14 protein-coding genes are annotated in these 17,762 nt (G+C 60.9%); 8 read left to right on the forward strand and 6 right to left on the reverse strand.

Annotated elements, in window-relative coordinates:
• Window positions 1-6: 6 nt before the first annotated feature.
• From alr to E4P01_RS03520, 4 genes are all read left to right on the forward strand, one after another.
• Window positions 7-1,080, forward strand: a complete 1,074-nt coding sequence (gene alr, locus E4P01_RS03505) for an alanine racemase (protein ID WP_005792469.1) — start codon at window positions 7-9, stop codon at window positions 1,078-1,080.
• 116 nt (window positions 1,081-1,196) lie between these two features.
• Complete coding sequence (locus E4P01_RS03510; protein ID WP_005792468.1) at window positions 1,197-1,745, forward strand: cupin domain-containing protein; 549 nt, start codon at window positions 1,197-1,199, stop codon at window positions 1,743-1,745.
• Window positions 1,746-1,926: 181 nt separating this feature from the next.
• Window positions 1,927-2,337: a c-type cytochrome gene (locus E4P01_RS03515; protein WP_032878737.1), complete on the forward strand. Its 411-nt coding sequence runs from the start codon at window positions 1,927-1,929 to the stop codon at window positions 2,335-2,337.
• A 138-nt stretch (window positions 2,338-2,475) separates the two neighbouring features.
• Window positions 2,476-4,398, forward strand: coding sequence for an acetyl-CoA hydrolase/transferase C-terminal domain-containing protein (locus tag E4P01_RS03520; protein WP_216090478.1), 1,923 nt, complete (start codon window positions 2,476-2,478; stop codon window positions 4,396-4,398).
• A 147-nt stretch (window positions 4,399-4,545) separates the two neighbouring features.
• Here the strand turns inward: E4P01_RS03520 and E4P01_RS03525 are convergent, their stop codons facing one another.
• Together E4P01_RS03525 and rep are read right to left on the reverse strand one after the other, a co-directional pair.
• Complete coding sequence (locus tag E4P01_RS03525; RefSeq protein ID WP_043046890.1) at window positions 4,546-5,118, reverse strand: xanthine phosphoribosyltransferase; 573 nt, start codon at window positions 5,116-5,118, stop codon at window positions 4,546-4,548.
• A 58-nt stretch (window positions 5,119-5,176) separates the two neighbouring features.
• Window positions 5,177-7,186, reverse strand: a complete 2,010-nt coding sequence (gene rep / locus E4P01_RS03530; RefSeq protein ID WP_032878742.1) for a DNA helicase Rep — start codon at window positions 7,184-7,186, stop codon at window positions 5,177-5,179.
• Window positions 7,187-7,451: 265 nt separating this feature from the next.
• Here rep and E4P01_RS03535 point away from each other — a divergent pair, with 265 nt between their 5' ends.
• On the forward strand, window positions 7,452-9,116 hold the full coding sequence (locus E4P01_RS03535) for a bifunctional diguanylate cyclase/phosphodiesterase (RefSeq protein ID WP_005792463.1): 1,665 nt from the start codon (window positions 7,452-7,454) through the stop codon (window positions 9,114-9,116).
• A 139-nt stretch (window positions 9,117-9,255) separates the two neighbouring features.
• Here the strand turns inward: E4P01_RS03535 and E4P01_RS03540 are convergent, their stop codons facing one another.
• Entirely contained in the window at window positions 9,256-10,659 is a 1,404-nt protein-coding gene (locus E4P01_RS03540) for a NorM family multidrug efflux MATE transporter (protein WP_216090477.1), read from the reverse strand.
• Between the two features lie 151 nt (window positions 10,660-10,810).
• Between E4P01_RS03540 and E4P01_RS03545 the strand changes: the two genes are divergently transcribed.
• Both E4P01_RS03545 and E4P01_RS03550 read left to right on the forward strand, forming a co-directional pair.
• Complete coding sequence (locus E4P01_RS03545) at window positions 10,811-11,731, forward strand: LysR substrate-binding domain-containing protein (protein ID WP_032878744.1); 921 nt, start codon at window positions 10,811-10,813, stop codon at window positions 11,729-11,731.
• Between the two features lie 177 nt (window positions 11,732-11,908).
• Window positions 11,909-13,885: a methyl-accepting chemotaxis protein gene (locus tag E4P01_RS03550; protein ID WP_216090476.1), complete on the forward strand. Its 1,977-nt coding sequence runs from the start codon at window positions 11,909-11,911 to the stop codon at window positions 13,883-13,885.
• 3 nt (window positions 13,886-13,888) lie between these two features.
• Here E4P01_RS03550 and E4P01_RS03555 read toward each other — a convergent pair whose 3' ends face one another.
• Complete coding sequence (locus tag E4P01_RS03555) at window positions 13,889-14,803, reverse strand: ABC transporter six-transmembrane domain-containing protein (protein ID WP_179119857.1); 915 nt, start codon at window positions 14,801-14,803, stop codon at window positions 13,889-13,891.
• A 112-nt stretch (window positions 14,804-14,915) separates the two neighbouring features.
• Here E4P01_RS03555 and E4P01_RS03560 point away from each other — a divergent pair, with 112 nt between their 5' ends.
• Window positions 14,916-15,491: a TetR family transcriptional regulator C-terminal domain-containing protein gene (locus tag E4P01_RS03560; protein ID WP_032878749.1), complete on the forward strand. Its 576-nt coding sequence runs from the start codon at window positions 14,916-14,918 to the stop codon at window positions 15,489-15,491.
• A 6-nt stretch (window positions 15,492-15,497) separates the two neighbouring features.
• Here the strand turns inward: E4P01_RS03560 and E4P01_RS03565 are convergent, their stop codons facing one another.
• Window positions 15,498-16,994 (reverse strand): YifB family Mg chelatase-like AAA ATPase, encoded by a 1,497-nt coding sequence (locus E4P01_RS03565; RefSeq protein ID WP_005792457.1) that lies wholly within the window; start codon window positions 16,992-16,994, stop codon window positions 15,498-15,500.
• 215 nt (window positions 16,995-17,209) lie between these two features.
• Complete coding sequence (locus E4P01_RS03570) at window positions 17,210-17,473, reverse strand: accessory factor UbiK family protein (protein WP_005792456.1); 264 nt, start codon at window positions 17,471-17,473, stop codon at window positions 17,210-17,212.
• Between the last annotated feature and the right edge of the window lie 289 nt (window positions 17,474-17,762).

A 17,762-nucleotide genomic window follows, 5' to 3' on the forward strand; every position in this document is an offset into this window, starting at 1 on the left:
GCCGCCATGCGTCCAGCCCGTGCCCTGATCGACCTTCAAGCCCTGCGCCACAACTACCAATTGGCCCGTGAAGTCACGGGGGCCAAGGCGCTCGCCGTGATCAAGGCCGATGCCTACGGCCATGGTGCCGTGCGCGTGGCCCAGGCACTGGAAACCGAAGCCGACGGGTTTGCCGTGGCGTGCATCGAGGAAGCCCTGGAACTGCGTGCCGCCGGCATTCGCGCGCCGGTGCTGTTGCTGGAAGGCTTTTTTGAGGCGGACGAGTTGCCGCTGATCATCGAACAGGATTTGTGGTGTGTGGTGCATTCGTTGTGGCAGCTTGAGGCCATCGAACAGGCCAAACTGAGCAAACCGCTGACCGTGTGGCTCAAGCTGGACTCGGGCATGCACCGTGTCGGCTTGCATCCCAAGGATTATCAAGAGGCGTACCAGCGTCTGCTGGCCAGCGGCAAAGTCGCGAAGATCGTGTTGATGAGCCATTTTGCCCGCGCCGATGAGCTCGATTGCGTCAGCAGCAACGAACAAGTCACGGTATTCGAAGCAGCTCGCCAAGGCTTGGCTGCCGAAGTCAGCCTGCGTAACTCCCCGTCTGTATTAGGCTGGCCAGGCGTGGCCAGCGATTGGGTACGCCCAGGCATCATGCTCTACGGCGCAACGCCATTTGGCGAAGACCAGGCCTTTGCCGCACGATTGCAGCCGGTGATGACCCTGGAGTCCAAAATCATTTGTGTACGCGAACTGCCGGCTGGCGAACCCGTGGGCTATGGCGCCAGGTTTGTCACGCCCAAGCCGATGCGCATCGGAGTGGTTGCCATGGGCTATGCCGACGGTTACCCCCGCCACGCGCCAACCGGTACGCCGGTGCTGGTGGCGGGCCAGCGCAGCCAACTGCTGGGGCGCGTGTCCATGGACATGCTGTGTGTCGACCTCACCGACTTACCCCAGGCGGGCCTTGGTTCAACCGTGGAGTTGTGGGGCAAGAACATCCTCGCCAGTGACGTCGCCACTGCTGCCGATACCATTCCCTACCAGATTTTCTGCAACCTGCGCCGGGTGCCAAGGCTCTATTGCGGCGCTTGATGGCCGGATACGAATGCAGCTGCCCGGGATTTAGGCCCAAGTGTTGTAAATACTGAACGCTGTCGCCATGATAACGCTCAATTACAACAAAGCCTGAATCCTAGGAGGCTCCTGCATTGGACGTCGGCGAACGACTGCAATCCATCCGTAAACTCAAAGGTCTTTCCCAGCGCGAGCTTGCCAAGCGCGCGGGCGTCACCAACAGCACCATTTCGATGATCGAGAAAAACAGCGTCAGCCCCTCGATCAGCTCCCTGCGCAAGGTGTTGGGCGGTATCCCCATGTCCATGGTCGAGTTCTTTTCCGAGGAGATCCTCCAGGAAATACCGACGCAGATCGTCTATAAAGCCAATGAGCTGATCGACATCTCTGACGGTGCCGTCACCATGAAACTGGTGGGCCGGGCGCACCCGAGCCGGGCCATCGCCTTTCTCAACGAAATTTACCCGCCGGGCGCCGACACGGGCGAAGAAATGCTCACCCATGAGGGCGAGGAAACCGGGATTCTGCTGGAAGGTCGCCTGGAATTGGTGGTCGGTCTTGAAACTTTTGTGCTCGAAGCTGGCGATAGCTACTACTTTGAAAGCACCAAGCCCCATCGTTTTCGCAACCCGTTCGATGTGCCGGCGCGACTAATCAGCGCAGCCACGCCCGCGAACTTTTAACAAAAGAGGCGCCCTGCCAGCGTTGCAGAGGCTCCCATAGCTGTATCCGTGTGGCCGTATCTCCCTTTATTTAATAGGGTTGTTTCGGCAGCCCGGGCTAACCGTTATACTTTCGCCGCCTGCGAAACCGTGGCCGCAGGCGTGAATAGCCACCATTGAGGGTGAACGCGTGAACCTAATTATGAAAATGCTGGCTGCACCAGCAACCGTACTGGCCCTATGGGCTGTCAGCGCTCAAGCTGCGACCAATGATGACATTGCCAAGCGCCTGGAGCCTGTGGGCCAGGTTTGCGTCCAGGGCCAGGAATGCAAGGGCATGGAAGTGGCCGTGGCAGCGGGCGGTGGCGGTGCGAAAACACCGGACGAGATTATCGCCAAGCACTGTAACGCGTGCCACGGTACTGGCCTCTTGGGTGCGCCGAAAGTTGGCGACACCGCCGCCTGGAAAGAACGCGCCGACCACCAGGGCGGCCTCGATGGCATCCTGGCCAAGGCCATCACCGGTATCAACGCCATGCCACCCAAAGGCACCTGCGCTGATTGCTCGGATGAAGACCTCAAAGGCGCCATCAAGAAGATGTCCGGCCTGTAATCAGACGATCTTCGCCAAAAATGCCGCTTACGGGCGGCTTTTTTGTGCTCGCGATTTGTGTTTCGACACTGTTCATTGCAGCAAAGACCCGGCAAGCTCGGTCCAACTCCAATTCATGGAATGTTCGGGAGCAGTCCGATGGTGCAGTTGTGTTCAATCGAGCAAGCAGTTGACGACGTACTGGTGCGGTTGCCGGCGCATATCCACATGGGCATGCCGCTGGGTCTTGGCAAGCCCAATCTGTTCGCCAACGCGCTGTACCGGCGTATTGCCAAACTGCCGGAGCGGGCGCTGACGATCTACACCGCGTTGAGCCTGGGCCGCCCGACGATGGGCGATGGCTTGCAGAAGCGCTTTCTCGAACCGTTCATCGAGCGGGTGTTTGGTGACTACCCTGAACTGGACTTCCTCGCCGACCTGCACAAGGACAGCCTGCCGAAAAATATCCAAGTGCAACAGTTTTTCATGCAGCCCGGCAGCCTGCTCCACAGCACTTCGGCGCAGCAGGATTACGTCAGCAGCAACTACAGCCATGCCGCCCGCGACATCAATGCCGCCGGCCTGAACCTGGTGGCGCAAATGGTTGCCAGCAGCGCCGAGCATCCTGATCGCCTGAGCCTGAGCTGCAACCCGGATATCACCCTCGACCTGCTGCCGATGATCGCCAAGCGCCGCGAAGCCGGGGAAACCATCCTCGTTGTCGGCCAGGTCCACAGCGATCTGCCCTACATGCCCGGCGACGCCGAGTTGGGCATGGACGCGTTCGACTACCTGCTCGATGAAAAAGACAGCACCACATTGTTTTCCACGCCGAACATGCCGGTGGGCTTCCAGGATCATTTTATTGGCCTGCACGCCAGCACCCTGGTACGTGACGGCGGCACCTTGCAGATTGGCATTGGCTCCATGGGCGATGCGCTGACCGCCGCCTTGCTGGCGCGCCAGGCCGATAACGAAGCCTATCGATTGCTGCTGACGGACCTGGATGTGTATCAGTGGGCGCCACTGATCAGCCGTGAGGGCGGTGTCGAGCCTTTCGCGCGTGGCCTTTACGGATGCAGCGAGATGTTCGTCAACGGGCTGTTGGTTCTGGCCGATGCGGGGATTGTGCGCCGCAAGGTCTACCCGGATGTGGCGACCCAGACGCAGGCCAACGAAGGCACTCTGGACGATGCGGCGCAACCCGATGGCGTGTCGATCCACGGTGGCTTCTTTCTAGGGCCGCGCAGTTTTTACCAGCGCTTGCAGGAAATGACCCACGCCAAGCGTCTCGAATTCAACATGACTGCCATCAGCTATATCAACGAGCTGTACGGCCAGGAAGAACTCAAGCGGCTGCAGCGCCTGGATGCGCGCTTCATCAACAGCGCAATCATGGTCACATTGCTCGGTGCCGGCGTGGCCGACCAGCTGGAAGACGGTCGCGTGCTCAGCGGTGTGGGCGGGCAATACAATTTCGTTGCCCAGGGGCATGCGCTGGACGGTGCGCGTTCAATCCTGATTTTGCGCAGCTGGCGGGAGTCGGCGGGCGAGGTCAGTTCCAATATTGTCTGGGAGTACGGCCACTGCACCATTCCCCGGCACCTGCGGGATATCGTCATTACCGAGTACGGCATTGCCGACTTGCGCGGGCAGACGGATGCCAAGGTGATCGAAGCGCTGCTCAATATCACCGACTCGCGTTTCCAGGGCGACTTGATTGAGCAGGCACAAAAGGCCGGCAAGCTGCCCAAGGACTTCCAGCTGGATCCGCGCTTTGCGGACAACACGCCGGAACGCCTCCAGGCGATTCAGGCCAAGCATCGACGGTTGTTCCCGGAATACCCGTTGGGCAGTGATTTCACGGATGAGGAGCGGGACTTGTTGCGAGCGCTGAACTGGCTCAAGAGCAAATTCAAGCTGACGGAGATTCTGGAGTTGGGCAAGGCGGCACTCGACGCGCCGGAGCCGGAGGCATTTCCCGAGCATTTGAAGCGGATGCGCTTGGATAATCCCGAGGGGTTCAAGGAGGATCTGTATCAGCGCCTGTTACTCGCCGGCCTCCAGGCCACCGCGCACTAACAGGCAATAGAGGGTAAATGTGGGAGGGGGCTTGCTCCCGATAGCAGTGGGTCAGCCAACACATCTGGTGACTGATACACCGCAATCGGGAGCAAGCCCCCTCCCACATTTTAAACTGTGTTCACTTGGTATTTGCTGTGGAGCAAATTACTCGATGAAGGTGACCACACCACCGCTCAAGGACTTCACCCGCGCCAGCGACTCAACCCGATAACCCTGCGCATCCAGCTCCGCACGCCCACCCTGGAACGACTTCTCGATCACGATCCCCAAGCCCGCAACAGTCGCGCCGGCCTGCTTGATGATCGAAATCAGCGCCTGGGACGCTTTGCCGTTGGCCAAAAAGTCATCGATCACCAGCACGCGGTCGCTGCTGGTCAGGTGGCGTGGGGAGATCGCCACAGTGCTTTCGGTTTTCTTGGTGAAGGAATACACCGTTGCCGACAGCAGGTTTTCCGTCAGGGTCAACGACTGCTGCTTACGCGCGAAGATCACCGGTACACCCAGGTTCAGCCCGGTCATGATCGCCGGTGCAATACCTGAGGCTTCGATGGTGACGATCTTGGTGATCCCCGAATCCTTGAACAGCGCGGCGAATTCGTCGCCGATCAGTTTCATCAGTGCCGGGTCGATCTGGTGGTTCAAAAAGGCGTCGACCTTGAGAACCTGATCGGAAAGCACGATGCCTTCTTCGCGAATTTTCTTGTGCAGTGCTTCCACGGAAAGCTTCCTCTGATGGCGCAGCAGGCGCCGAAAGTAGATTGAAAAGTAGTCGATTCTAGCGCTTTAGCATTGCGCGTATATCCGCCAGGGCGGTGTTGCCGCGAACGGCCTTCACCTCGGTGGGGGTGTCGTCATTGCCTTCCCAGGCCAGGTCATCGGGCGGCAGCTCGTCAAGGAACCGGCTGGGGGCACAATCGATGACTTCGCCGTATTGCTTGCGCTTGGCGGCAAAGGTGAAGGCCAGGGTCTGACGTGCGCGGGTGATGCCCACGTAGGCCAGGCGCCGTTCTTCCTCGATGGTGTCGGCTTCGATGCTGGAGCGGTGCGGGAGGATTTCTTCTTCCATGCCCATGATGAACACGTAGGGAAATTCCAGGCCCTTGGAGGCATGCAAGGTCATCATCTGCACGCCTTCGGCGCCGTCTTCCTCTTCCTGCTGGCGCTCAAGCATGTCACGCAACACCAGCTTGCCGATGGCGTCCTCGACGGTCATTTCGCCGTCTTCGTCTTTTTCCAGGGTGTTCTTCAGCGCTTCGATCAGGAACCAGACGTTGCCCATGCGGTAATCCGCGGCCTTGTCGCTGGAACTGTTGGTGCGCAGCCAGTTTTCATAGTCGATGTCCATGACCATGCTGCGCAGGGCGCTGATCGGGTCTTCGCCGGCGCACTGTTCGCGCACCTTGTCCATGAAGCGCTTGAAGCGCGACAGGCGATCTGTGAAGCGCGTGTCCAGGTGTTCGCCCAGGCCGATTTCGTCGGTGGCGGCATACATGGAAATCTTGCGTTCGGTGGCGTAGTTGCCGAGCTTTTCCAGGGTAGTGGAGCCGATTTCCCGGCGCGGTACGTTGATCACCCGCAGGAAGGCGTTGTCGTCGTCCGGGTTCACGATCAGCCGGAAGTAGGCCATCAGGTCTTTTACTTCCTGGCGTCCGAAAAAGCTGTTGCCGCCCGACAGGCGATACGGCACCTGGTGGTGCTGCAGTTTCAGCTCGATCAGCTTGGCCTGGTAGTTGCCGCGATACAGGATCGCAAAGTCGCTGTAGGGCCGGTCGGTGCGCAGGTGCAGGCTGAGGATTTCCACGGCCACGCGTTCGGCTTCGGCGTCTTCGTTGCGGCAGCGGATCACGCGGATCTCATCGCCATGACCCATCTCGCTCCACAGTTGTTTTTCAAACTCGTGGGGGTTGTTGGAGATCAGCACGTTGGCGCAACGCAGGATGCGGCTGGTGGAGCGATAGTTCTGCTCCAGCATCACCACTTTCAGCGACGGGTAGTCTTCCTTGAGCAGCATCAGGTTTTCCGGGCGGGCGCCGCGCCAGGCGTAGATCGACTGGTCGTCGTCGCCCACCACGGTGAACTGGTTGCGCGTACCAATCAGCAACTTCACCAGCAGGTATTGGCTGGCGTTGGTGTCCTGATATTCGTCCACCAGCAGGTAGCGTACCTTGTTTTGCCACTTCTCCAGGATGTCCTTGTGTTCCTGGAACAGCTTGACCGGCAGCAGGATCAGGTCGTCGAAGTCCACTGCGTTGAACGCCTTGAGTGTGCGCTGGTAGTGGGTGTAGACGATGGCGGCGGTCTGCTCCTTGGGGTTGCGTGCAGCTTCCAGGGCTTCGGCGGGCAGGATCAGGTCGTTTTTCCATGAGCCGATCATGTTCTTGATTTCGTCGACGCCGTCGTCGCCTGCGTATTCCTTCTGCATGATGTCGGTCATCAGGGCCTTGACGTCGGTCTCGTCAAAGATCGAGAAGCCGGGCTTGTAGCCCAGTCGCACATGCTCCTTGCGGATGATGTTCAGGCCCAGATTGTGGAAGGTACACACCGTCAGGCCGCGGCCTTCGCCGCCCTTGAGCAGGGTGCCGACCCGCTCTTTCATTTCCCGCGCCGCCTTGTTGGTAAAGGTCATGGCGACGATGTACTGGGCGCGGATGCCGCAGTTCTGGATCAGGTGCGCGATCTTGCGGGTGATCACGCTGGTCTTGCCGGAGCCGGCGCCGGCGAGCACCAATAGAGGGCCGCCGACGTAGTTCACGGCTTCTTGCTGCCGGGGATTGAGTCGGGACATACGGAGTTTTAGGAGTCGTTGTTCAAAAGGGCGGGCATTTTAACAGGCTGGCAAGATTCTGCTGCCTTAGAACGACGGTGTGACGTACCACTCGATCTAAATTTGCCGGTTTTGCTACTTTGCCGCAGGATGTGGGGAATACTCAGACTATTTTTCACAGTCTGCGTGTTTGATAACACCTATCATTTGTCACGCATTTATCATTGCCAGGCCGCACGTCATAATGCCATCGCTCACGAAATTTAGCAGAGTCTAGGGAGTTAGCTTGTCTACGCCTGTCGAACCCTTGCGTTTGCTGCTGCTGGCCGAAGAGCCTGCATGGGCAGCGTTGTTGCGCGAGTGCCTGGTGCCGATGGGCGAAGGGGCTGTGCTGATCAGTGCACCCAACTGGGACTCGGTGAGTCGTCTGTTCGATGACGATCAGGGCGCCGTGCTATTGACCACACCCAGCCTGCAGCCCGGTCCTGGCCGCTGCAGCTTGCCGTGTGTATTGCTGTTGGAGCAGGAGCCGCTGGTGTCGCCGCTCGGTGTCAGCGACTGGTTGATCCTGAATGGGCTGGACCCTGAAACATTGCGCCGCTGCTTGCGCCATGTGCGCGAGCGCGGCGTTCTGGAGAACACCTTGCAGCGCTTGGCCGAGCAGGACCCGCTCACCGGTATCGCCAACCGCCAGGGCTTCCAGACACTGCTGGCGGCGCGGCTGGCGGACAACGAAGGCCGCGGCCTGGCTCTGGGCCATCTGGACCTGGACAACTTCCGTCATGCCAACGACGCCCTCGGCCACCAGGCCGGCGATCGGTTGATCCTGCAAGTGGTGTCGCGGCTCAAGAGCCAGCTCGAAGCCGGGGACCAGCTGGCGCGGCTGGGCAGCGATGAATTTGCCTTGCTGATCGACACCCGTCGCGCGCCCCAGCGTGCCGAGTGGATGGCCGAGCGCATCACCGAAGTGATGGCCGAGCCTTACTGGGTCGATGGCGAAAGCTTGTTGATCGGCTGCAGCCTGGGCGTGGCACATGCGCGCGCCCGCGCCGGCGCTGACCCGTTGATGTGGCACGCCCATATCGCCATGCAGCAGGCCAAAAGCACCCAGGGCTGCACCTTTCACATCTTCAATGAACGCATCAACCGCAACGCTCGCAGCCTGGCCGACCTGGAAAGTGAACTGCGCCGGGCTTTGCGCCGCGATGAGCTGGAGCTGCATTACCAGCCGCGCCTGGACTTGGACGACGGTCATATCGTCGGCCTCGAAGCCCTGGTGCGCTGGCGCCACGGTGAGCGCGGCTTGTTGCCACCCAGCGAATTCGTGCCGCTGGCCGAGCAGAGTGGCCTGATCGTGCCTTTGGGCTACTGGGTGATTTCCCGGGCCCTGCGCGACATGCAAGACCTGCGCGAACGCGGCCTGCCGCCGCTGCACATGGCCGTCAACCTGTCGTTTCGCCAGTTCCAGGACAGCCAATTGCTCTCCACACTCAGTCGGCTGATTGCCGAGCGTGGCGTGGAAGCGCAATGGCTGGAGTTCGAATTGACTGAAACCGCGGTGATGCGCCGCAGCGATCTGGTCAAGCAGACCATGGACGCCCTGGGCCGCCTCGGCGTGCGGTTCTCCCTGGATGACTTCGGCACCGGGTTTTCGTCATTCGTGCACCTCAACAGCCTGCCGATCGCTTTGTTGAAGATCGACAAAAGTTTTGTCGGCGGCATGGAAGAGCGCGAAGAAAACCGCAAATTGGTACACGCGATGATCAACCTGGCCCACAACCTCAACCTGGAAGTGGTGGCCGAAGGCGTGGAGACACCCGAGCAGCTTGAGCTGTTGCGGTTGTTCGGTTGTGACCAGGCCCAGGGGTACCTGATCAGCAAGCCGTTGCCGTTGGCGGAACTGGTGGAGTACCTGATGTTTGGGCAAAGCCAGCAGGCGCTGTTGGGCTGAGCGATCCAGACGTGCAAATACAATTAAAACTGTGGGAGGGGGCTTGCTCCCGATAGCGGTGCGTCAGTCAGCAAATGCAGTGACTGACACTCAGCAATCGGGAGCAAGCCCCCTCCCACAGTTCTGACCGAGCAGGGCTTTATTCTGTCGGTGCGGCCTGAAAGGCAGGCTGCATTTCAGGCTCCTGCCGGATCATCCGCTTCATCTTCGCCTCAAACGCCCATGTCAGGCTCACCGCCGCGCACGCCAGTCCCAGCGCCAAGCCCCACCATACCCCGGTGGGCCCCCAGCCTAAAGTGAACGCCATCAGCCAGGCCGAGGGCGCACCGATCAGCCAGTAGCAACCCAGGCCGACCAGGAAGGTGGTCTTGGCGTCCTTCAAACCACGGATACAGCCCATGGCAATGGTCTGCACACCGTCGAACAATTCAAACCACGCGGCGACGGCCAGCAGGCTGACGGCCAGAACGATGACGTCATGGAACGCCGGGTTGTCATGGTCGAGGAACAGCCCGATCAACGGGTCGGAAAACAGCCACAACACTACGGCAAATCCCAGCATTACCATGGCACCAAAGCCTATGCCGACCCGACCGGCCATGCGTGCCTGCAACAACTGCCCGGCGCCGTAATGCTGGCCGATGCGCATGGTCACCGCGTAGGACATCCCCGCCGGTACCATGAACGCCACCGAGACAATTTGCAGGGCAATCTGATGCGCGGCCAACTGGGTACTGCCCATGGTGCCCATGCACAACGCCGCAAAGGCAAACAGCCCGACCTCTACTGCATAGGTGCCGCCGATCGGCAGGCCCAGGCGCCACAGCTCGCGCAGGTAGTGGGTATTCAAGCGCAGCAGGCCGGTACCCAGCGGGTAGGCGGCGTAGGCGCGGTTGCTGCGGATGTACCACATCAATGCCAGCGCCATGCCGTTGGCGACGATGGCGGTCACCAGGCCAATGCCCATCAGGCCCAGTTTCGGCAGGCCGAACATGCCTTCGATCAAGGCGTGGTTGAGCAGGTAGTTGACCACGGTGCCGCACAGGCTGATCACCATCACCGGCGTCGCCTTGCCGATCGCGCTGGTAAAGCCGCGCAGCGCCATGAAAGTCAGATAGCCGGGCAGGGCGAAAGGCAGGATGGTGAGGAATTGCCCCGCCGCTTGTACGTTGGTTTCGGTCTGGCCGAACATCAGCAGCACCGGCTTCAAGTTCCATAGCAGCAGCGCCGCTGCCAGGGCCATCAACCACGCCAGCCACAGCCCGGCCTGGGTGAGGCGCGTGGCGCCGTCGATATCGCCTGCGCCGTGACGAATGGCGACCAGGGTGCCCACCGCGGCAATCACGCCGATGCAGAAGATCGCCACGAACGAATAGCTCGCCGCGCCCAGGCCGCCGCCGGCCAGGGCTTCGGGGCTCAGGCGCGCCATCATCAGGGTGTCGGTCAGCACCATCAGCATGTGCGCCAACTGTGAGGCAATCAACGGCCCCGACAGCCGCAGAATGGCCCAGAGTTCGGTACGTGCCGGATGTTGCATGATCATCACACTCAAATAGTCAGGAAATGGGGGGAGATTGATTCTCGGCGCTTTGGGCGCTTTGCACAAAAGGATAAAAGCGATCGTTCACATGATTAAAACTCATGCCTGGTTGATTCTGATAGGGTGCCGATATTGCGCCGTCGGAGCTTTCCCAATGTCTCGTCGTCTTCCTCCACTGTATGCCCTGCGTGCATTTGAAGCCGCTTCCCGGCACAACTCCTTCACCCGTGCGGCGCAGGAACTGTCCATCACCCAAAGTGCGGTCAGCCGGCATATCCGCACCCTCGAGGAGCATTTCGCCTGCCGCCTTTTCCAGCGCAGCGGTCGCAATCTGCAGCTCACCGAAGCCGCGCGCCTGTTGCTGCCCGGCGTGCGCGAAGGCTTCGCTGCGTTGGAGCGCGCCTGTCATACCTTGAATACTGAAGATGACATTCTGCGCATGAAGGCACCGTCCACCTTGACCATGCGCTGGCTATTGGCGCGCCTGAGTCGCTTCCGCGCCTTGCAGCCAGGCAATGAGGTGCAACTGACCAGTGCGTGGATGAGCGTGGATGAAGTGGACTTCAACCAGGAACCCTTCGACTGTGCGGTGTTGTTGAGCGATGGGCATTTTCCGGCGGACTGGGAGGCCAGTTACCTGTTCCCCGAATTGCTGATCCCCGTGGGCGCGCCGAACCTGCTGGATGATGGGCCTTGGGACGCTGCCCGCCTGGCGAGTGCCGAGTTGTTGCATCCCACGCCTGATCGTCGCGACTGGCGCAACTGGCTGGAGCGCATGGGGTTGTCGTCCCGGGTGTCTCTCAAGGGCGGGCAGGTGTTCGATACCCTTGAGTTGGGCATGATCGCGGCGGCGCGTGGTTATGGCGTGTCCATGGGCGATTTGTTGATGGTGGCCGAAGATGTCGCCCAGGGACGCCTGAGCCTGCCGTGGCCCAGGGCGGTCGCCAGTGGGGAAAGTTACTACCTGGTGTGGCCGAAAACCCGTCCCGGGGGGGAACGCTTGCGACGGCTGGCGGAGTTTCTTCAAGGTGAAGTCAAAGCGATGGAGTTGCCCCAGGTTGAACGTCTCGATTGAGTAGGTGCCGGCGTTTGATGCAATCGTTTGCGGGATACCCCTGTGATTCGCTCAAGTATTACCAAGTGCCGCCGAAGAAGGTGTGTTGGAACCATCGTGCACCAACGTTTCCCACTAGATAATTTGCCGAGCAGCGCTATGAGATCAGGATGATCCTGGCCTCGGCCAGGAGCTGTCATGTCTCAACCTCGTGCCCGGATTGCCTCCCAGTTAGGTCTCGCCCTTGCAGTGATTCTGGCTGTCGTTATCAGCGGCAGCACTGTGTTTGCCCTGCGTTCCCTCGACTCCGCCAACCTCGACACCCGTGAGGAGCACCTGGCCAGCGAGGCGCGTTTGCTCGCCGACCAACTCAATACCTTCCACAGCACCTTGCGCGAGAGTACCCAGCGTTTGAGCGGGCTGTTTGAAAAACGCTTCGGCGCCGGCCTGAGTGTGCGTGCCGACCAACCCGTGGCCGTGGCCGGTGTACAGACGCCGAGCCTGTACCTGGGTAATGAGGTGCTGAACAACAATTTCGAAGAAGTGGATGAGTTCAAGCAAATGTCCGGCGGTGTGGCCACCGTATTCGTGCGCAGCGGCGACGACTTTATCCGCGTGAGCACTTCCTTGACCAAGCAGGATGGCAACCGTGCCATCGGTACGGTGCTTGACCGCCAGGGCGCGGCTTACCAGCGTGTTGCCGACGGGCAAACCTATATCGGCCGTGCGGTATTGTTCGACCGTTCCTACATGACCCAGTACAGCCCGGTGCGTGACAGCAGCGGCAAGGTCATCGCCGTGCTGTTTATCGGCTTCGATTACACCGACGCGCAGAACGCCCAGTTTGAAAATCTCAAGCGCTTCCGTCTCGGCCAGACCGGCTCCCTGGCGCTGCTGGATGAGCAGAAGCATTGGCTGGTGCCGCCAGCCGGCGTGCAGGCGCCGGACCAGGCCATTGCCGTGATGCTCGACCTGGCAAAGACGCCGGGGGCAGGGCATTTCTGGAGCGACAAGAACGAAGATTTCTATAGCGTCTCGGTGCCGTTCGAAGGCGGACCCTGGGCGGTGGTGGCGAGTATGCCCAAGGCGGAAATACGCGCCGTGACGTGGGAAGTCGGGATTCGCCTGGTGATCGGCAGCGTGCTGGCGATGTTGCTGGCAGTGGGCGCCACGGTGTGGCTGTTGCGCAGCAAGCTGGCGCCATTGAGTGATTTGGTACGCCAGGCGCAAGCTCTGGGCGCAGGCGACTTGAGCGCACGCCTTAACGTGTCCAGCCATGACGAAATCGGGCAGTTGGCGCGCAGCTTCAATCAGATGGGTGAGGCGCTGTCGACCATGGTTTCGCATATCCGCAGTGCTGCCGAACAGGTCAACAGCCGCGCCCAGGCGCTGTCGGGGCTATCCGGTGGCGCCTACGAAGGCATGGAGCAACAGTCCGGCGAGATCACCAGCATGGCCGGCGCGGTGGAAGAGTTCAGCGCTACGTCGTTGAACATCGCCGACAACATGGGCAACACCGAGCGCCTGGCGCAAGAGAATGCCCAGCAGACCCGGATCGGCCGCACCTCGATGCAAGAGGCGTCATCGTCGCTGGAGCATATTGCCACTGCCCTGAACAGCACCGCCACGGTGATCAACACCTTGGGCCAGCGCTCCCAGGAAATCGGCGGGATCGTCGGTGTGATTACCTCCATCGCCGAACAGACCAACCTGCTGGCGCTCAACGCCGCCATCGAAGCCGCCCGCGCCGGTGAGCAAGGCCGCGGTTTTGCCGTGGTCGCCGACGAAGTGCGCAACCTGGCCTCGCGCACCCGCCAGGCCACCGATGAAATTTCGGCGATGATCCAGAGCATCCAGCAGGAAACCGGCAACGCCATCAGCACCATGGAACACGGCAAGGTATTGATGCAGGACGGCCTGTCGCGCAACGCCGACGTCGCCTCGGCCCTGGCGCGTATCGATGAGCAAAGCCGCTCGGCCGGCCAGCAATTCGCTGCGATCACCACCGCCACCCAGGAGCAGAGCAGCACCGCAACCCTGCTCAGCAGTAACTTGCAGAGCATTGCCCTGGCCAACAGCGAGCAGCGCGAAGTGGTGTCGAACCTGGCAGTCACCGCCAAGGAACTGGAAACCTTGGCGGCAGGCTTGCGTCAGGAGGTGGACCGGTTTCGTTGAGGCTTAGTGGTCGCCCAGCCCTGGGTCTACGCGCTTGCCGATGTCCTTGAGCCGCGCCAGTTGGTCGACCATACCTGGCGCTTCATCCATGCTGGTCACGAAGGTCCACAGGTAAGTCATCACCGCGTAGATGTGGCCGGCCTTGACCCCTGGGGACAAGGCCAACTGGCTGATCGCGACCACAAACAGCAAAGCCGCGAGCGTACCGAGAAACAGGTACGCCGCAGCCTCGCGGTCTGAAAGCCAGATGCGCAGGCGCGACAGCACCTGGTAGTGACGTCGCAGGGTCGGCGCGCCGACCTTTTCGACCAGGCCGATTTCTTTCTCCAGGCGGTTATTCAGGCGCTCGTGTAGTTCCTGATTGCGCTGTGCAAAGCGTGGCAACAAGGTCATGCACAGCAGCAGCGCGGCCAGACAGGCCATGCCTACCCATGGCTCAATCACGATCAACATTACCGCCGCGCCCACAATCGACACCAACGCCGTGGCGATGATTGGCACGTGCTTTTCAAAGAAGTCGACAAATTCCCGTGCCAGCACCACCCGTGCCGCTGATTTCGAGGTGCTGTGGTTCTGTTGGCGCTGGTTGAGGATGACTGGCACCGCAAGGTCGGCGTAAATGCGCGTGAACGTGCGTGTATCCAGCGCTCGCCGTGCCGCCCCGACCACCCAGAACGCCATGACCACGGCGGCATAGAACAACGCACTGGTGGCATCGCCGCGGATAATCGAATCCACCGCGAACCCGGCAAACAGCGGATAGGCCAACAACAGTGCGTTCTCCAGCGCCACCAGCGACAAGGTGCAAGACAGCTTGCCGGGATAGGCTTTGGCAATAGCCTTGAGTGTCTGGCTGGCGGACTGCTGGCCGATTTTCTGGCTTTCTTCGATCAGAATTTGGGGGGTGACGGATGTCATGGGTGCACCAAAGGAGTGATAGACGCTATTATTGAGCGACTGCTCAAGTATCTTTGAGCGATCGCTCAAAAAGCAAGCGCCGCTCATCTACCGGCGCCCGAAGGAATTGCCCATGTCGCGTATCGACCGTAAAGACCAGATCATCGCCGCCGCTCTTGAGCTGTTTCGCAGTAAGGGCTTTGCCGCGGTGTCCACCCGTGACTTGGCCGAACATGCCGGGCTGTCACGCAGTCACGTCTATCACTATTTCAGTGACTGGAATGAACTGCGTCGCGAAGCTTTTGTGCGCTTTGCCAATGAGCAATTGGATGAAGTGCGCGAGCCGTTGGCCGATGCTCCACCGCTGGAGGCGCTTATGGGGTTCTTGCGCGACTGCCTGCCCAGCACCGCTGACGCCGCTTGGGCGCTGTGGCTCGACGCCTGGGACGAAGCCATGCACGACCCGCAAATGGCCCAGGCTTACCTGGTGATCAACGCCCAGTGGCAAGGCATGCTTGCCGAAGTGATCGAGCGGGGCGTTGCCGATGGCGTCTTTCGCTGCGAGTCGTGTCAGCGCGCTGCACGGCAGATCTTCGCCCTGGCGATGGGCTATGCCGATGACCTGATGCTCAAGCCTTCCGCAGAGTCGGCAGAAGCGGTGCTGGAAGAGGTGCTGGAAGTGGCGAGGCTGCTGCTGGATTTTGCCTGACAAGTGCTAGCCATGAGCGGCTGGTCGGTACTGCAACGCCTCCGCCAAATGATGGCGGGCGATGCCTTCCACTTGCTCAAGGTCCGCCAGGGTGCGAGCCACCTTGAGCAATCGGTGGGCTGCACGCAGCGATAATGTCAGTCGTTCGCACGCGCTTTCCAGCCAGCTTTCATCGGCTTTGGTCAACTGGCAGTGTTCGCGTAGCCGTGGCAGATCGAGGAATGCATTGGCACAACCCTGGCGCTGGTGCTGGCGTTCACGGGCTTGCGCCACCTGGGCGGACGCTTGCGCGGTGGTGTCACCGGCCTGTTGGGAGGGGCTCAGCGCAGTGACCTCCCGCGCGACTGTCAGGTGCAAATCAATCCGGTCCAGCAGCGGCCCGGATAGCTTGTTGCGATAGCGTTGTATCTGTTCCGGCGTGCACCGACAACGCCCGCTGGGTTCGCCCATGTAGCCGCACGGGCAGGGGTTCATGGCCGCGACCAATTGGAAGCGTGCCGGGAAACTCACCCGGTCCCTGGCTCGGGAGATCACGATATGCCCCGACTCCAATGGCTCGCGCAGCACCTCCAGTACCTTGCGATCAAATTCCGGCAGCTCATCCAGAAACAGCACGCCGTGATGGGCCAGGGTGATTTCCCCCGGCTGCGGCTTCGAGCCGCCACCCACCAGCGCCGGGCCGGATGCCGAGTGGTGCGGCTGGCGGAACGGGCGATTAGGCCAATGGCTCAGGGGGGCCAGGCTGACCACGGATTGGATCGCGGCCACTTCCAGCGCCTCCTGCTCGCTCAGCGGTGGCAGCAAGCCCGGCAGGCGGCTGGCCAACAGGGTTTTGCCGGTACCGGGTGGCCCGCTGAACAGCAGGTTATGTGCGCCGGCCGCCGCAATCAGCAAGGCACGCTTGGCTGCCAGTTGGCCCTGCACTTCACTCAGGTCCGGGTAAGGCTTGTTCAAGTACAGCAAGCCGTCGGACCTGTAGGGCTCAATCGGCACATGCCCATTAAGGTGCGCCACCACTTGCAGCAGGTGGTCCACCGCAATCACTTTGAGCCCCGACGCCAGGCAGGCTTCCTCGGCATTGGCCCTGGGCACTATCACGGTGCGCCCGGCCTTGCGCGCCGCAAGCGCGGCCGGCAACACACCCTTCACCGCCCGTACCTCGCCCGATAACGCCAACTCACCAAGGCACTCCACGTCATCAAGCATCAAGGCCGGCACTTGCACACTGGCCGCCAGGATCCCCAGGGCAATCGCCAGATCAAAGCGCCCGCCGTCCTTGGGCAGGTCGGCGGGCGCGAGATTGAGGGTGATGCGCCGGGCCGGGTATTGCAGCGCCGAGTTGAGAATGGCGCTGCGAACGCGATCCTTGCTTTCCTTCACTGCAGTTTCCGGCAGGCCCACCAGCGTCAGCGATGGCAAGCCATTGGCCATATGCACTTCAACGGTGACGGCGGGGGCTTCAACGCCGACCTGGGCGCGGCTGTGCACGATAGCGAGGGACATGCTCGTTCCTTGAATGGGTGGGCCGCTTCCTGCGGGTTTTTCAAGGGTAGACGAGGTGGGACGGAGCGGGGCGAGGGAGATTTTACAGAACGTATCCGGGCGGCAATGCAAAACAAATGTGGGAGCTGGCTTGCCTGCGATAGCGGTATGTCAGCAAAGAATCATCCGCTGATGCACCGCCATCGCAGGCAAGACAGCTCCCACACTAACCGTGTTTATTCAGCAGAGGATGGCGCCAACCGTGCTTCAAGTTCAGCCACCTTCGCCTCCAGGCTCTCCAACCGCGCACGCGTGCGGGCCAGCACCACCATCTGGCTGTCAAACTCTTCCCGGCTGACCAGGTCGAGCTTGCTGAAACCACTTTGCAGCAATGCCTTGAACTGGCTTTCGATTTCATTGCGGGGCAGCGGGGTGTCGCCGCTGAACAGGCGAGAGGCGTGGCCGCTCAGGGCGTCGAGGAGGTCTTTGGGCGCGAGCATGGGAAACATTCCGGAAAACAGTTGGCCAGCAGTGTATCACGCAGCGTCTATAGTCTTTTTCATGCCGCGTTGCGCACGGTTTTCGCGCATCAAAGCGGGCGGCTGCGCACCGTTTTGATGCGCATTGCGGCCACACGCACGCCCCGTGGGTGGGCACAAGTGAGCAAGGGACTGATTTCAGTGGTTTTTACGGAGCTGGCAAGGTTTCTGCTTAGACGATCATGACCCATGCACTGATGCAGTCGCTGTGACGAATGCAGTGCGCCGACGGATCAGGGGTACAGGTTTC

Origin of the sequence: Pseudomonas sp. NCIMB 10586 (assembly GCF_023127895.1) — a bacterium.
GTDB classification, from domain to species: Bacteria; Pseudomonadota; Gammaproteobacteria; order Pseudomonadales; family Pseudomonadaceae; genus Aquipseudomonas; species Aquipseudomonas synxantha_A.

What these genes read in the sequence shown, in the direction of transcription:
- E4P01_RS03520 (WP_216090478.1), top strand. Translation starts at nt 2,476, where the DNA reads ATGGTGCAGTTGTGTTCAATCGAGCAAGCAGTTGACGACGTACTGGTG.
- E4P01_RS03540 (WP_216090477.1), bottom strand. Translation starts at nt 10,659, where the DNA reads ATGATCATGCAACATCCGGCACGTACCGAACTCTGGGCCATTCTGCGG.
- E4P01_RS03555 (WP_179119857.1), bottom strand. Translation starts at nt 14,803, where the DNA reads ATGACATCCGTCACCCCCCAAATTCTGATCGAAGAAAGCCAGAAAATC.
- E4P01_RS03550 (WP_216090476.1), top strand. Translation starts at nt 11,909, where the DNA reads ATGTCTCAACCTCGTGCCCGGATTGCCTCCCAGTTAGGTCTCGCCCTT.
- E4P01_RS03545 (WP_032878744.1), top strand. Translation starts at nt 10,811, where the DNA reads ATGTCTCGTCGTCTTCCTCCACTGTATGCCCTGCGTGCATTTGAAGCC.
- alr (WP_005792469.1), top strand. Translation starts at nt 7, where the DNA reads ATGCGTCCAGCCCGTGCCCTGATCGACCTTCAAGCCCTGCGCCACAAC.
- E4P01_RS03560 (WP_032878749.1), top strand. Translation starts at nt 14,916, where the DNA reads ATGTCGCGTATCGACCGTAAAGACCAGATCATCGCCGCCGCTCTTGAG.
- rep (WP_032878742.1), bottom strand. Translation starts at nt 7,186, where the DNA reads ATGTCCCGACTCAATCCCCGGCAGCAAGAAGCCGTGAACTACGTCGGC.
- E4P01_RS03515 (WP_032878737.1), top strand. Translation starts at nt 1,927, where the DNA reads ATGAAAATGCTGGCTGCACCAGCAACCGTACTGGCCCTATGGGCTGTC.
- E4P01_RS03565 (WP_005792457.1), bottom strand. Translation starts at nt 16,994, where the DNA reads ATGTCCCTCGCTATCGTGCACAGCCGCGCCCAGGTCGGCGTTGAAGCC.
- E4P01_RS03570 (WP_005792456.1), bottom strand. Translation starts at nt 17,473, where the DNA reads ATGCTCGCGCCCAAAGACCTCCTCGACGCCCTGAGCGGCCACGCCTCT.